This window comes from Streptococcus oralis, from assembly GCF_023109155.1.
Taxonomy (GTDB): Bacteria; Bacillota; Bacilli; order Lactobacillales; family Streptococcaceae; genus Streptococcus; species Streptococcus oralis_BZ.
This window is the reverse complement of record NZ_JALDUA010000003.1, coordinates 232,151-246,978: the sequence shown is the minus strand read 5'-3', so window position 1 is coordinate 246,978 and position 14,828 is coordinate 232,151. Positions and strand designations below refer to the sequence as shown.

The following is a 14,828-nucleotide window of genomic DNA, read 5'->3' as shown; positions in this document are numbered from 1 at the left end:
AATGAAAATCAAAGAGCAAACTAGGAAGCTAGCCGCAGGTTGCTCAAAGTACAGCTTTGAGGTTGTAGATAGAACTGACGAAGTCAGTAACATATATACGGTAAGGCGACGCTGACGTAGTTTGAATTTGATTTTCGAAGAGTATAAGAGGAAATTCTCAGGATTTTCTAAAATTTTACTGTAAACACACTTGACTATTCAGAAATTAGGTGTATAATGTGTTGTGAACTACTTAACAAACAAGGATTTCCAGCTCATGTCGACTAAGGATGGAAATCTTGTGTATAGACAGTTCAGTAGATATATAATAGAGCGTTGCGTCCGAAAGTCTATCCAGACACGGCTCTTTAAAAACAAAAGGAGAAGATTATGAAAACAGAACCGATTCATCGTACCAGTATGTGGAAATTTAAGTTAAGTGCTGCCACCATGACTTTGATTCCCGCTGCCGTGGGGATTAACTATGTTGCCAAAGCCTTGGCGGAGGGGTTAAAGTTGCCCGTTTGGCTGGGGTCTTTGGGAACCTTTCTTACCAGTATGTTGGCTGGGCCGGTTGCCGGTGCCATTAGTGGTTTCATCAACAACGTGATCTATGGGCTGACCTTATCGCCAATTTCAACCGTGTATGCGATTACCAGCATCGGAATTGGGATTGCTGTCGGAGTTTTGCACGCCAATGGGTGGTTCTCGTCAGCGCGACGAGTATTTGTTTCTGCTATTATTATTGCCATCGTTTCAGCTGTCATTTCAACGCCACTCAACGTCATCTTTTGGGGTGGTCAGACCGGTATCGCTTGGGGTGACTCATTGTTTGCGGTAATGGTCGCCAATCATGTACCAGTGTGGCTGGCCTCATTTACCGATGAGTTTGTCTTGGATATTTTGGATAAAGTCTGTGTGGCCTACCTGGCACTCTTCATCTATCGTCAGCTGCCGAAGCGGATGGTGCACTTCTTTAGCGATGATAAATGATGACTGATAAAACATTGATTTCTGGAGCGCCACGGGTCAAGCTCAAGTGGTACCAAGTGATCGATCCGATTACTAAGCTCTTGTTCATCTTGGACATGACGTTGTTGAGCTTTGCCAGTATGAATTTATTGCTTCAGGCCGGATTAATTCTTGTCGCAACACTGCTATTGTTATTTTCCAAATTGAGTTCTACCACCTTTAAGGCGCTGGGATTCAGCCTGTTTCTGATTTGCACCATGCTGATCATCCAAGGGTTATTTTACAGTCGGAATCAAACTGTGCTGTTTTCTGTGCTTGGGGTGTCGTTCTACAAAGAAGGCCTGATTTACGCCACCACTCTGGGTTGTCGAGTATTGGTGATTATTTTGACCAGTGGCTTTTTTATGGTGACCACGAGTATTTCAGAAAACGCGGCCTATTTGGAACTGTCCAGATTGTCTTATAAAACCGTCTACGTTCTGATGTCGGTGTGTTATATTTTGCCGGAAATGATGCGCAATATGCGGAAAATCCAGCAGGCACAAAAAGTTCGCGGAACCAATCCGCAAAAAACATTGATTCAGAAATTAAAGTCAGTCCTGCCGGTTCTAATTCCATTGGTGATTAAGACCTTGGATCAATCGATGACGCGGTCGATTTCTCTCCAATTGAGAGGTTTTGATAATCTCAACCGGACTGTCAGAACCTCCCAGCGCGTGTATCGCCTGTCGCGGACGCTGCACATTGGTCTGACTGGATTGGCAATTTTATTGATTGGGTGGAAGATATGGACGAAGATAAACGGATTGTAATTGAAAATTTGACCACCCGTTATCCGGGTACTGAGCAACCACAACTGCGTCAGATTAACGCGGAGGTTCATACCGGCCAGGTGGTTGGGATTATCGGGAATAGCCACTCCGGCAAATCGACTTTGTGCCGTGTGCTGGCAGGGGTCATTCCCAAAATTGTGTCTGCTGAGATTGAGGGCGATTGGCACATGTTTGGCCAGCGAGTGTCTGACAATTGGCCCGTTTATAATGCCATGAATGGAGTTGTACTGCAAAATCCAGCTGGCCAACTAAGCGGGTTGGCAGACACGGTTGCCGATGAAATCGCCTTTGACTTGATTAATCAGGGAATGGCTGAAGGACTGATTCAAAAACGGGTTGAAGAAGTTGCCACGCAAATGGGGCTGATTGAACAGCTGAATTTGCGTCCCGAGAGCCTTTCCGGTGGTCAGATCCAGCGGTTGGCAATTGCCACGGCGATTGTGGCTAATCCGGCTGTTTTGATTATGGATGATCCGACCAGTGAGATGGATCCCCTTGGCCGCCGGCAATTTTTCCAATGGCTGGCCCAAGTCAAAGAGACGACTGTCTTCATTGTCACCAGTGAAATTGACGATTTGTGCGAAGTCGCCGACGTTGTGTGGGTGCTGCACGAGGGACAAATGGTAGCCCAGGGCAGGCCGGGTGAGGTGTTTAATCATTTGGCAGCTGACTGGCAGATTCCAGCCCCGACAATCCAGCAACTTGCTCAAAAAATGGATTGGCACTTGGCTGATGGCCGGTATCCGGTGAATTACGCTGATCTGAAGGAGGTTCGTTATGTCCACAATTGAACTGAGTCACCTGACGTTCACTTATCCGGAACGGTCCTTTAGCTTGGATGTTGAAGACAAACACTTCGCCGATCCGATGGTGGCGATTGTCGGCCAAAATGGTGCCGGCAAATCAACGCTCTTCAAATTGTTGACGGGTTTGCTGACACCACAAACCGGTGTGATTAAGATCGATGGAGAAAATTTTAATGATCTTAAACCAGTCGAAAAGTTACTGAAGGTTGGGATTACTTTTCAGAATCCTGACGATCAGCTTTTCAACCCGACCGTTCAACGAGAGGTGGAGTGGAATGTCGCGCAGGTCATGGATGACCACGACACGATTACGAGGCGGGCTTTAGCGGCTCTAAAAAGAGTTGGCTTGGATGATAAAACAGCTGAAAGTCCATATGACCTGTCATTGTCGGAACGCAAGCTGTTGAGCGTTGCCACAGTTTTGGCAGTGGATCCGGCGATTTATTTATTTGATGAGCCGATGATGTCGCTTGATTGGGAAAGCCGGCGCAAGTTGACCGCAATTTTCCATCAGTTGGCTGATTCGGGCCACCAAGTTGTGACCATCACCCATGACATGGATTGGGTCGCCGCCGAGTTTGAGTCGGTGTATGTTATGGAACACGGGAAGTTTGGCTTCGCCGGCAGTCCACGGGAATTGTTCAGCAATCACGAACTTGTCCAGCGAGTGGGATTACTACCACCGCGGATTATGGACATAGCGGAGTCGCTGGGTGATTCACAGACATATTTATCGGTTAATGATTATTGCCAGAAAAATCGAGATGTATAGAAAAAGTCACCTCTGCGGGTTTTCCAGGTTGAAGGATTAACTTCAGCTTCTGGCAAGAACTCACATGGGTGACTTTTGTGTTTAATAACGTTTCATGATCATCGGGTGCTTCCTCAGATCACTCGGTTTGATTTTACTTTGTTTCATGGTCATAATCATATACCATTTCTTTTGGATTTTTTGTTTGACTAATACAAAATAGGTCTTCATAGGTCTTCGCATTTTTAGCGTCCATTAGGATCATCAGTATAATTTTCTGAATTAGGAGGCTGTCCCATCACTATTCGAACTTCGTCTCCCAACTTACGCTGTTCCTATTCATCCGTGAATACTTTAAATCGCAATTCTGGAACTTTCTTTTTAACTGAATCATCTATTTTCGCCATAGTCCTCACCATTTTATTGGTTTTTCTTGTTCTTCTATCCTTTTTTGATCTTTGATTTGTTCCTGCAAATTTTCCAACTTCTCTTTAAGAGCGTTCACTTCATCTTTATATTGATTGTCTAAGTGTTTGAATTCTGTTTCCTGTGAGGGCATTTTGAGGGCTTTTAAGTTATCATTTTCCGCCTTGTATTCTTCTAGCAACTTTTTATCTTGCAAGGCTAATCGTTGTTACTGGTCTAACAAATTAGTTAGTTTTTCTATTTGTTGGTCTTTGCTACTTATTTGTTGGTCTTTGGTATTTGATTTGCTACTACTTTCTACTTTACCTAAAATTATTTTTTCTGCTTTAGAATTTATTAGATTAGACCCATTGGAACTTTTAAGCTGTAATTCTTTTGGTAACCTTTGGTAGTGATATTGAATATTTTGTTTTGTAACACTCAACTCATCCGCCAGCTCTTTGATCGTTTTTTAGTCTTCACTCATGGTTTAAGTCCTGCCTTTTAACCGTTGGTAGATATTGTTCAATGGCTTTTTTGAGGTAGCGTGCGATATTATGCTTAGAATATTCTTCACGTCTGCTGGTAACATAAGACAAGTGGTCTTTAACACTATTTAGCCCTCTTAATTCTTTCAGTTCGTCATAGAGGGGGTAAACATGGACTTGCAATCCTGCCATGATTTTTGTATCTTGCATTTCAAACGGACTTAGCAACATATTTTCTAGCTATAGCGTGGTGTACTTGCTTTTCATTGCTTCAATAGCTAGCTTATCTTCGGTTTCTGCTTTGCGTGCTTTATCTTCTTGATAGGCGGTATCTTCTAACTTATAGCTGTTATCGTCTGCTCGACGTTTCTTTCGTAACCAGATATCCAATGTTAAACCGTCCGCATCAATCGCTCGATAGAGATAATGCCAACGCCCCTTAATTTTGATATAGGTTTCATCCATTTTCCACGAATAGAAGGACTGTTTAATTTTCTTTTTCCAGAGATGATAGAGGATTTTACTGTATTCTTGAACCCACCGATAAATCGTAGTGTGACAAACATTTATTCCACGGTCATAAAGCAATTCCTGAACTTCACGATAGCTCAGATTGTAACGTAGGTAATAACCAACAGCGACAATGATGACGTCTTGTTGGAATTGTTTGCCTTTAAAATGATTCATCTCTCAAGCCTTACTAACCTTTTTTCTACTCTTTGAGAAGCTGAAGGTCGTGCTAGTAACTACCTATTTGGTTTGATTAATTCCATCATTTATCTGGTGCTTGCCCTTCAAAAAGGCTTCTATGGTGAGGTTTTAACAACTCTCTATTTTACAATTATGCAGCCAATTGGACTTCTAGTGTGGATCTACCAGGCGCAGTTTAAAAAGGAAAAGCAGGAGTTTGTCGCGCGTAAACTGGACGGCAAGGGTTGGACCAAGTATCTTTCCATTAGTATTCTTTGGTGGTTGGTATTTGGGTTCATTTATCAGTCTATCGGAGCCAATCGTCCTTATCGCGATTCCATCACTGATGCGACCAATGGGGTTGGGCAAATCCTCATGACAGCTGTTTACCGTGAGCAATGGATATTCTGGGCAGCTACCAATGTCTTTTCTATCTATCTCTGGTGGGGAGAAAGCCTGCAAATCCAAGGGAAATACCTGATTTACTTGATCAATAGTCTAGTTGGGTAGTATCAGTGGAGTAAGGCTGCAAAGAGTGCTTAAAAAGTAAAAAAGGATCAGATGATCCTTTTTGTGTTAGAGCAAAATGAATAATACCGTAATGATAATAGCGCTCGTTATACGAACGATGTGGTGCGAGATATGTTGACTTTCTTTCTGTTGGCCGTTCCAGTAGGCTCCATAGCAGACGATACTCGAGCCCACAATCCATAGAAGAATGGTTGCAAGCGGAACGAAGTAAAAGATAGCGAGAGCCAGAGAGGTGATGCAGCTGCCGACCAAAATGCATTTATTTCCTAGACAGTAGTTTTTTTGTTTTATGGCTGAAAAAGCAGCAGCAAGGTGAAGCAATGAGAAGGCGAGAGCTAGTACAATTGTTAGTATTCCTAGAATCATCGAAGTTAACATAGTTGGCTCCTTTCTGAGTTACAGGATTAGTTATCAAGTGGAGTTGTAGAGGTCATCTCCATTACATCAAGGTAAAATCTCACCACTTGGTCTTCGGTATAAGATTTTCCTTTTTTTAGCCACCAAGTTAGGGTCTCGATAAAGTTCGTCACAACAAAATGCTGGAGGTAGGAGGCCGGAATGTTTGGATAGGCCTCTTGCAAGTCACCCGCCACCATGGGATAAACGTGGTGTTCGAGTTCCTTGTGTAGTTGGCGGAGGAAGTAGTCGTTTTTAGAAAAAAGGAGACTGGTGACATGGTCCTGGTTTTTCTGAAAATGTAAAAAGATATGTGCGAGGTAGTCCTCGGTAGTAAAGTGTCCTTCCCTTTCAAAGAGATGATGAAAGAGGTAGCGACAGAGCTCATCTAAAAGGAGTTCCTTGCTTTCATAGTGACAGTAAAAAGTAGAACGTCCAACATCTGCTAGGTCAATGATATCCTGAACAGTAGTGGCATCATAGCCCTTGTCGTTCAAAAGTTGTAAAAAAGCTTGATAGATGGCTTTTTTCGTCTTGCTGACTCGACGGTCTCTTTTTGGCATATAGACACTTGAGACAAACTGTTCAGAACTGAATAGGACTGACAGTTTGCTTCTATCCTTTCTTTGGATTTTATTAGATAATACAAATGAAAGAAGTATGTATATACCCATTATACCAAAGGAGGGAGAGAAATGAGTTCTAAAACATCTATCTGGTTAGCTTTTTTCTTAAATTTAAGCTATGCGATTGTTGAGTTTATCGCAGGAGGAATCTTTGGTTCGAGTGCCGTTCTTGCTGATTCTGTTCATGACTTGGGAGATGCTCTAGCCATTGGCATCTCAGCCCTTTTAGAAACAACTTCAAACCGTGAAGAAGATAGACAGTACACCTTGGGTTACAAACGTTTTAGTCTTTTAGGGGCCATGCTAACGGCTGTGATTCTTATGATAGGGTCTGTCCTAGTGATCTTGGAAAATATCACAAAGATCGTTCACCCTCAACCCGTTAATGAAAATGGTATCCTATGGCTGGGAATCATTGCAGTGGCTATTAATGTGCTAGCTAGTCTAGTAGTCCGTAAAGGAAAGACAAAGAACGAGTCAATTCTTAGCTTGCATTTTTTGGAAGATAGTCTTGGTTGGTTGGCTGTCATTCTAATGGCGATTATCCTTCGATTTACAGATTGGTATATCCTCGATCCGCTTTTATCTCTGGTTATTTCCATCTTTATTCTGTCGAAAGCCATTCCTCGCTTTTGGAGCGCACTCAAGATTTTCCTAGATGCTGTGCCAGAAGGAGTCGAGACAAGTGATTTGGAAAAGGATATAGAGGCTCTACCCAATGTCAACAGTGTCAATCAACTTAGCATTTGGTCCATGGACGGTCTAGAGAACAATGCTATTGTTCACATTTGTATCAAGGACTGGGAGCAGATGATGGGGACCAAAGAAGTGGTGCGTCAATGTTTAGAAGAAAGAGGCGTGCAGAATATCACTATTGAAGTGGATAGCAGTCAAAGTAATCATGCGCAACATAGGCGGAAGGTGAGAGAGTTAGAGCAGAAGCATGGGCATCATCATTAGAAAAGACGACCTCAATAAGAGGTCGTTTTGATATTCTATTCATTCCGTGTACTTTCTCTCAATGTCAGTCTGGTGCCCAGCATGGTTAGGCTAGGTATTTTGCGACCGTGTAGAACTTCCTTGTTAAGAATATCCATCCCTGCTCGGCCCATTTCTTCGGTATAGACAGTGATGCTAGAAAGGGGAGGATAGACCTGCTTAGTCAGGCTGGTGTCGTTAAAAGAAATGAGGCTGACGCGGTCTGGTAGGCTAATTCCAGCTTCTTGAAAGGCACGGAGGGCACCGATGGCTAAACTATCGCTGGCTGCGAAAAAGGCTGGTGGGAGTTGTTCTCCTAGCTTGTGAATGGCCTCCTTCATCAAGTCATAGCCAGACTGGGCAGTAAAGCTCCCCTGAAAGACCAGTTCTTCATGGTAGATACCATTTGCTTGGCTAATGTCTTTGAAATTTTCTAGCCGCTTATCCTGGATAATTTCTTCCTGGTCGGTTGTTTCCTCAAGACCTGTGAGAATTCCGATACGGTTCATACCCTGACTGAGGAAATGGTCTACAACTTGTTTCACAGCAGTGTAAAAGTCAGTGATAATACAGGTATGACCTAGTGAGAGGGTGTCGCTGTCTATAAAGACTAAAGGTTTTTGGTATTCTTCAAAGGCAGAAATCTGAGCTCGGCTGAACTTTCCGATGCAGAGAATGCCAATCACTTCCTCGCTGAGGGTAAAAGGATGGTCATTAAAATAGCGCAGGATATCATAGTCCAACTCTTGGGCTCTTTTTTCTATGCCTAGGCGAATCTGGTAGTAGTAGAGATCGTCCAATTCCCCTTGTTCACTGACCCATTGGATAATGGCAATCTTTTGCTTGGGTTTGTGGGATTCGCCTGTCTTGAGGTGCTTAGTATAGCCCAGCTCTTCAGCGACAGTTAAAATACGGTGTCTGGTTTCTTCTGTAACAGATAGACTCTGGTCGCGATTGAGGACACGAGATACGGTCGCGATGGAGACAGAGGCTAGCTGTGCAATGTCTTTTAAGGTAGCCATAAATCCTCCTCCTTTTAGGTTAGTATATCATATTTTTCTGCCTTTTACTGATAGTTTAGTAAAAGTTTAGTAAAAAGGATTGACCTTGGTAAATCCCTTGGATACAATAGAAGAAAACGATTACACGTTAAGATGATACTCAATGAAAATCAAAAAGCAAACTAGGAAGCTAGCCGCAGGCTGTACTTTAGTACGGCAAGGTGAAGCTGACGTGGTTTGAATTTGATTTTCGAAGAGTATGACTTAACGGACAGTCAAAGGAGAAATCATATGACACAACATCTTACTGCTGAAGCCCTTCGCAAAGACTTTCTTGCCGTTTTTGGTCAAGAAGCAGATCAAACTTTCTTTTCACCAGGCCGTATCAATTTGATTGGTGAACACACGGATTACAATGGTGGACATGTTTTCCCAGCAGCTATTTCCTTGGGAACTTATGGGGCAGCTCGCAAACGTGACGACCAAGTTTTGCGCTTCTACTCAGCCAACTTTGAGGACAATGGTATCATCGAAGTGCCTCTTGCTGACCTCAAATTTGAAAAAGAGCACAACTGGACCAACTATCCAAAAGGGGTTCTCCATTTCTTGCAAGAAGCTGGCCATGTCATTGACAAGGGTTTTGATTTTTATGTTTATGGGAATATCCCAAATGGTGCTGGCTTGTCTTCATCAGCATCCTTGGAACTCTTGACTGGTGTTGTGGCAGAGCATCTCTTTGATTTAAAACTAGACCGTTTGGATTTGGTTAAAATTGGAAAACAAACTGAGAATAACTTTATCGGAGTCAACTCTGGTATCATGGACCAGTTTGCTATCGGTATGGGGGCTGACCAACGTGCTATTTACCTAGATACCAATACTTTGGAGTACGACTTGGTGCCACTTGATTTGAAGGACAATGTCGTTGTTATCATGAACACCAATAAACGCCGTGAACTGGCGGACTCTAAGTACAATGAACGCCGTGCTGAGTGTGAAAAAGCAGTGGAGGAATTGCAAGTTGTCTTAGATATTCAAACCTTGGGTGAATTGGATGAGTGGGCCTTTGACCAATACAGCTATCTGATTAAAGACGAAAATCGTTTAAAACGTGCTCGCCATGCAGTGCTTGAAAACCAACGTACCCTTAAAGCTCAAGCAGCCCTTCAAGCAGGTGATTTGGAAACATTTGGTCGCTTGATGAATGCGTCACACGTTTCTCTAGAACATGACTATGAAGTAACTGGTCTAGAATTGGATACCCTCGTTCATACAGCTTGGGATCAAGAAGGTGTTCTGGGTGCTCGTATGACAGGAGCAGGTTTTGGTGGCTGTGCCATTGCCTTGGTGCAAAAAAATGCTGTTGAGGCCTTTAAGGAAGCTGTAGGCAAGCGCTACGAGGAAGTAGTTGGATACGCTCCAAGCTTCTATATCGCTGAAGTTGCAGGTGGCACTCGCGTCCTTGACTAGTTAAAAGGAGGCTTTATAGTGACCTTAGTAGATAAATTTGTAACACATGTTATTGCTGAAAGTTCATTTGAGGAAATGGATCGAATCTACCTGACCAATCGTGTCTTGGCGCGAGTGGGTGAAGGTGTTTTGGAAGTTGAGACTGATCTGGATAAAGTGATTGACCTCAAGGACCAGCTTGTCGAGGAGGCGGTTCGATTAGAGACGATTGAGGACAGTCAGACTGCGCGTGAAATCCTCGGTGCTGAACTGATGGACTTGGTGACCCCTTGTCCAAGTCAGGTCAATCATGACTTCTGGGCAACTTACGCCCAATCTCCCGAACAGGCAATAGCAGATTTTTACCAACTCAGTCAGAAAAATGACTATATCAAGCTCAAGGCCATTGCTAAAAATATTGCTTACCGTGTACCGTCTGATTACGGAGAGCTTGAGATTACCATCAACCTCTCTAAGCCTGAAAAGGATCCAAAGGAGATTGCGGCAGCCAAGTTGGTGCAAGCTAGCAATTATCCCCAGTGTCAACTCTGTCTAGAGAACGAAGGCTACCATGGTCGGGTTAACCATCCAGCTCGAAGCAATCACCGCATTATCCGTTTTGAAATGGCGGGTCAGGAGTGGGGCTTCCAGTATTCGCCCTATGCTTATTTTAATGAGCACTGTATTTTCTTAGACGGCCAGCATCGCCCCATGGCTATCAGTCGTCAGAGCTTTGAGCGTCTGCTGGCTATTGTAGAGCAGTTTCCTGGCTATTTTGCAGGCTCTAATGCCGACCTGCCAATCGTGGGAGGCTCTATTCTCACCCATGACCACTATCAAGGAGGCCGTCACGTGTTTCCTATGGAATTGGCTCCCTTGCAAAAGACTTTCCGATTTACTGGATTTGAGCAGGTCAAGGCTGGGATTGTCAAGTGGCCTATGTCAGTGCTACGTTTGACTTCGGATTCCAAAGAGGATTTGATCAACTTGGCTGATAAGATTTTGCAGGAATGGCGCCAGTATTCAGATCCTGAAGTACAGATTTTGGCAGAGACAGACGGGACACCGCATCACACCATCACACCGATTGCTCGTAAACGCGATGGACAGTTTGAGTTGGACTTGGTCTTGCGGGATAATCAGACATCGGCAGAGCATCCTGATGGTATCTATCATCCCCACAAGGATGTCCAACATATCAAGAAAGAAAATATCGGCTTGATTGAGGTCATGGGCTTGGCTATATTGCCACCACGTCTGAAAGCAGAAGTGGAGCAAGTTGCCAGCTATCTTGTAGGAGATGATGAAGCAGTTGCCTCTTATCATCAGGAATGGGCAGACCAGCTCAAAGCTCAACATCCGGAACTAGCAGATAAAGAAAAAGCCCTTGAAATTGTCAAGGACTCTGTAGGTGCTATCTTTGCGCGTGTTTTGGAGGACGCGGGGGTTTACAAGCAGACGAAACAAGGACAGGCAGCCTTTATGCGCTTTGTAGAACAGGTCGGAATTTTGCCAAACTAGGATCTTTCTCCTTGCGCAGTCCTATAAAAAGTAGTATCATAGTGTCGTTTGAACAATCAGGAGGAAACGATGAAAGATTTTCATTTTGACGCTATATCTGCCTTTGAAAATTACGAAATTGAACAAATGAGAGATGGTCATGTTGTGGTGACGACCAAAGTGGTGGACTCGTCGCTCAACTACTATGGCAATGCCCATGGTGGCTATCTCTTCACTCTTTGTGACCAGATTAGTGGTTTGGTGGTTATCTCGCTGGGGCTTGATGGAGTGACGCTCCAGTCCTCTATCAACTACCTCAAGGCAGGAAAACTCGACGATGTGCTGACCATTAAAGGAGAATGTGTCCATCATGGACGCACAACCTGTGTCGTGGATGTGGATATTACCAATCAAGAAGGCAGAAATGTCTGCAAAGCAACCTTTACCATGTTTGTCACAGGCCAGCGGTCAGAAGACAGACAGGTAAGGATATAGAGAAACAAAAAAGAGGCTCGCACCTCTTTTTTGTTTCAGATAAATCAATCAATTTCTTTAATAAACTTAGCAATTTCTTTTACAATCTCAGTAACTAAAGCATTTCCCATAAAGAACATTCTCATTTTATCAGAAACGTTGACAATAGATCCATCTGACAATTTCTTTTTAGCTGTCCAATTATCTGGAAAATCTTGAAGGCGTTCTGCTTCAACTGGAGTTATAAGACGGTATTTGCCATTAACTTTAAGAAAATGGGTAGAACGATTGACGGTACCTTCAGAAGTTAACATTGTTCGACCAGGTAAATTTAAATCGTCATAAGGAGCCATACCTCCTTCAGAATAGATATAAGTATGTCCAGTGGCAGAAGTACGTTCTATTCGTTTAGGACCTCGTAAGAATTGGAATTTTTCCAATTTTGCTGGATCTGTAATGAAATATTTCTCTGGGACCTCCTCTTCATCTTGAAGAATTTCTCCTAGAGTGATAGGGTTGCCATTGTAATTAGGTTCTGTATCAATAGAATAGTATTTTCCATGTCTCATAATTCCTGTATTCCAAACGGTACCAGTAAAAGTATCTGAAACTTCAACTATATCATTTGGTAACTCATAAAACACATGGCGATTTTTAACTGCTATAGGTTTAATAGGAAATTGTTTTGCAAATAGGCCTTGATTGAAAATATAGTCATCATACCTATTATCTTCAAAAATTTCTTCCTTTTTTTCGTAAAGATTATCAATCTTTTTTGCAAATACAGTATCATTTCGATATACGAAAAAGAATACACGGCGTCTTCGTTGGCTTCTTCCGTAATCAGCAGCATTAATAACTCTCCACTCTACAGAATATCCAAGATTATTAAAAGCTGTGAGCATAATTGCAAAATCACGTCCTCTTTGTTTTGAAGGTGCTTTTAAAAGTCTATCTACATTTTCTAGGATTAAATATTTTGGCTTAATTATTTCCGTTGCTCTAATAATCTCCCAAAATAAAACTCCTTTTTTCCCTTCAATTCCTTTTTCATCTTTCTTGCTACGCGCAACTGAGTAATCTTGGCAAGGAAAACCACCGACAATCATATCGGCATCCATTTTGGAGAATTGTTCGTCTGTTATATCAGAAATACTAATATTGATGTTTTCGCTATTGGGGAAGTGATAATCATAGACCTCAAATGCATCTTGAGATTTACGAGATGGTTCCCATTGGTTTGCCCATTTTGTTTTAAAGAGTTGCTTATCGGCATTTTCTAATCCTATGCGAAAACCGCCAACTCCAGCAAATAGTTCGAGAACTTTCATCTTTTCTCCTTAATATTTTACAGTTTAATCCATTATATACTATTTTCGATAATTGATCAAGTATTAATGCTTGCTTTAGTTTAATTTGATATAATATAAAAGATAGGAGAAGAAAATGGATCAAAACTTATTTAACTATAACGATGAAGATATCGATAGTGTTATTGAATATTCTCACAAACTATTAGATAGAAAATTTTCCGATGTTATGGAAGAGTATAATCGTTCGCTTTATAAATCATATGACGATTATAATGATAGAGTAGTCTCTGAGGTCCAAGATAAAGCAATTAGTATGAAGTCAAAAGGACAGTATGGAAATTATATTGAAAAATATTTCTATGGTTATCAGCCAAATAGTGATTCAGAAGCTGACTTTGAAAAAATTGGTGTAGAACTAAAAGTTACTCCTTTTAAGGTAAACAAAAATGGGACACTTAGTGCCAAAGAACGACTTGTATTAACAATACTAAACTATATGGAGGAAAATTTAGAGGATTTTTACTCCACCCACTTATGGAAAAAATGCGCAAAGATTTTATTATTGTTTTACAATGGCTTAATTCCTAATCAAACAATGAAGGACTATGTCATTGAAAAAATATTTTTATATGAATGGTTTGAGGAGGATATGGCAGTTATCCTTGAAGACTATAAGAAGATTACAGATAAAATCAAAAATGGAAGGGCACATGAATTATCAGAATCAGATGGGAACTATTTATCAACTTGTACAAAAGGGGCAGGTAAAGGAAAGGATTTAAGACAACAACCTTTTAGTTATGAATTAGCAAAACAAAGAGCTTGGGAATTAAAATCAAGTTATATGACCTATCTGATTAATCATAAAATCTTTAATCAATCAGATCAAGAAAGTGTCCTGGCTAATTTTAAGGGTGAGAAAAAATCATTTACTGAGGTTATTGCAGAGAAGATTCTCTCCTACAAAGGTTTCTCTGAACAAGAGTTATATGATAGATTTGAAGTGAATCCCAAAGCAAAAGGTAAGAATAGTACTCTGATTAGAAAAATTTTAGGCTTAACAGGGGATTTAGATAAGACAAAAGAATTTCAAAAAGCAAACATGAATTTGAGAGTTATTCGAGTAGATAAGAATAATTTACCTAAGGAAGACTCCCCGTTTAAAACTTATTGTTTTAAAGAACTAGCAGCAAATGATAGTTGGGAATCATCACATGTTTATAATGAAATTTACAATAAACGATTCCTCTTCGTTATTTTTAAGGAAATTGAACCTAAGCTATTTGTATTAGATTCTATCAAGTTTTGGGGATTTCAGGATAGACAATTAGAAGAAATACAAAGAGTGTGGCAGGAAACTAGACAAATTATTTCTGATGGAGTCAAATTAACTCAAAATGGTAATAAAGTTTCAACCAATTTCCCTCAAAGTAAGATAAACGGAATCCTATTTACGAAATTACACGCTACAAATACTTATTATGAAATTGAAAAAGGAAAATTTGTTGGGAAAGGTTCATTATCTGATACGGATGAACTTCCAGATGGACGTAGGATTACAAAACACTCCTTTTGGATGCCTAAAAAGTTTATAAAAGAAATATTAGATGGAAATTGGGATTGATTATATTTGTAA

The 14,828-nt window shown here is 41.4% G+C and carries 15 protein-coding genes and 3 pseudogenes; 10 read left to right on the top strand and 8 right to left on the bottom strand.

Features of this window, described 5'->3' with window-relative positions:
• The first annotated feature begins 369 nt into the window (after positions 1-369).
• The 4 genes from M1F63_RS07630 to M1F63_RS07615 are packed head-to-tail and all read left to right on the top strand — an operon-like array spanning position 370 to position 3,362.
• Positions 370-972 carry an ECF transporter S component gene (locus M1F63_RS07630; protein ID WP_095725827.1) on the top strand — a complete coding sequence of 201 codons (603 nt, stop codon included), beginning with the start codon at positions 370-372 and terminating at the stop codon, positions 970-972.
• Positions 972-1,763 carry an energy-coupling factor transporter transmembrane component T gene (locus M1F63_RS07625; RefSeq protein ID WP_185758134.1) on the top strand — a complete coding sequence of 264 codons (792 nt, stop codon included), beginning with the start codon at positions 972-974 and terminating at the stop codon, positions 1,761-1,763. Before M1F63_RS07630 ends, M1F63_RS07625 begins: the two co-directional genes overlap by 1 nt.
• Positions 1,739-2,575, top strand: coding sequence for an ABC transporter ATP-binding protein (locus M1F63_RS07620; protein WP_000343048.1), 837 nt, complete (start codon positions 1,739-1,741; stop codon positions 2,573-2,575). Before M1F63_RS07625 ends, M1F63_RS07620 begins: the two co-directional genes overlap by 25 nt.
• Positions 2,562-3,362 (top strand): energy-coupling factor ABC transporter ATP-binding protein, encoded by an 801-nt coding sequence (locus M1F63_RS07615; protein ID WP_000103848.1) that lies wholly within the window; start codon positions 2,562-2,564, stop codon positions 3,360-3,362. The genes M1F63_RS07620 and M1F63_RS07615 overlap by 14 nt, the downstream gene beginning before the upstream one ends.
• Before the next feature lie 391 nt (positions 3,363-3,753).
• Here M1F63_RS07615 and M1F63_RS07610 read toward each other — a convergent pair whose 3' ends face one another.
• From M1F63_RS07610 to M1F63_RS10220, 4 genes and pseudogenes are all read right to left on the bottom strand, one after another.
• Positions 3,754-3,963, bottom strand: coding sequence for a hypothetical protein (locus M1F63_RS07610; protein WP_001152919.1), 210 nt, complete (start codon positions 3,961-3,963; stop codon positions 3,754-3,756).
• A gap of 12 nt (positions 3,964-3,975) precedes the next feature.
• On the bottom strand, positions 3,976-4,212 hold the full coding sequence (locus tag M1F63_RS07605; RefSeq protein ID WP_312023052.1) for a plasmid replication protein: 237 nt from the start codon (positions 4,210-4,212) through the stop codon (positions 3,976-3,978).
• A 13-nt stretch (positions 4,213-4,225) separates the two neighbouring features.
• Positions 4,226-4,546: pseudogene (locus M1F63_RS10225) on the bottom strand (DNA replication protein); the annotation flags it as partial.
• A 51-nt stretch (positions 4,547-4,597) separates the two neighbouring features.
• Positions 4,598-4,921, bottom strand: a pseudogene (locus M1F63_RS10220) (IS6 family transposase); the annotation flags it as partial.
• A gap of 39 nt (positions 4,922-4,960) precedes the next feature.
• On the opposite strand from M1F63_RS10220, the pseudogene pnuC reads away from it, so the two are divergent.
• Positions 4,961-5,434: pseudogene (pnuC, locus tag M1F63_RS07590) on the top strand (nicotinamide riboside transporter PnuC); the annotation flags it as partial.
• 66 nt (positions 5,435-5,500) lie between these two features.
• Here pnuC and M1F63_RS07585 read toward each other — a convergent pair.
• Together M1F63_RS07585 and M1F63_RS07580 are read right to left on the bottom strand one after the other, a co-directional pair.
• Positions 5,501-5,833, bottom strand: a complete 333-nt coding sequence (locus M1F63_RS07585) for a glucuronide permease (protein WP_111723575.1) — start codon at positions 5,831-5,833, stop codon at positions 5,501-5,503.
• A gap of 26 nt (positions 5,834-5,859) precedes the next feature.
• Positions 5,860-6,414, bottom strand: a complete 555-nt coding sequence (locus M1F63_RS07580) for a TetR/AcrR family transcriptional regulator (protein WP_001126071.1) — start codon at positions 6,412-6,414, stop codon at positions 5,860-5,862.
• 132 nt (positions 6,415-6,546) lie between these two features.
• Here M1F63_RS07580 and M1F63_RS07575 point away from each other — a divergent pair, with 132 nt between their 5' ends.
• A complete protein-coding gene (locus M1F63_RS07575) occupies positions 6,547-7,437 on the top strand; it encodes a cation diffusion facilitator family transporter (RefSeq protein ID WP_247941118.1) in 891 nt (296 codons plus the stop codon).
• Positions 7,438-7,472: 35 nt separating this feature from the next.
• Here the strand turns inward: M1F63_RS07575 and galR are convergent, their stop codons facing one another.
• A complete protein-coding gene (gene galR, locus M1F63_RS07570) occupies positions 7,473-8,477 on the bottom strand; it encodes a LacI family DNA-binding transcriptional regulator (protein ID WP_247941117.1) in 1,005 nt (334 codons plus the stop codon).
• Between the two features lie 270 nt (positions 8,478-8,747).
• Here galR and M1F63_RS07565 point away from each other — a divergent pair, with 270 nt between their 5' ends.
• From M1F63_RS07565 to M1F63_RS07555, 3 genes are all read left to right on the top strand, one after another.
• A complete protein-coding gene (locus tag M1F63_RS07565; RefSeq protein WP_247941116.1) occupies positions 8,748-9,926 on the top strand; it encodes a galactokinase in 1,179 nt (392 codons plus the stop codon).
• Between the two features lie 18 nt (positions 9,927-9,944).
• A complete protein-coding gene (locus M1F63_RS07560) occupies positions 9,945-11,426 on the top strand; it encodes a UDP-glucose--hexose-1-phosphate uridylyltransferase (protein ID WP_247941115.1) in 1,482 nt (493 codons plus the stop codon).
• 69 nt (positions 11,427-11,495) lie between these two features.
• On the top strand, positions 11,496-11,900 hold the full coding sequence (locus M1F63_RS07555; RefSeq protein ID WP_084849260.1) for a PaaI family thioesterase: 405 nt from the start codon (positions 11,496-11,498) through the stop codon (positions 11,898-11,900).
• A 44-nt stretch (positions 11,901-11,944) separates the two neighbouring features.
• On the opposite strand, the gene M1F63_RS07550 is transcribed toward M1F63_RS07555, so the two are convergent.
• Complete coding sequence (locus M1F63_RS07550) at positions 11,945-13,210, bottom strand: DNA cytosine methyltransferase (RefSeq protein WP_000865856.1); 1,266 nt, start codon at positions 13,208-13,210, stop codon at positions 11,945-11,947.
• Between the two features lie 115 nt (positions 13,211-13,325).
• Here M1F63_RS07550 and M1F63_RS07545 point away from each other — a divergent pair, with 115 nt between their 5' ends.
• Positions 13,326-14,816: a Sau3AI family type II restriction endonuclease gene (locus M1F63_RS07545; RefSeq protein ID WP_000372606.1), complete on the top strand. Its 1,491-nt coding sequence runs from the start codon at positions 13,326-13,328 to the stop codon at positions 14,814-14,816.
• Positions 14,817-14,828: the final 12 nt, after the last annotated feature.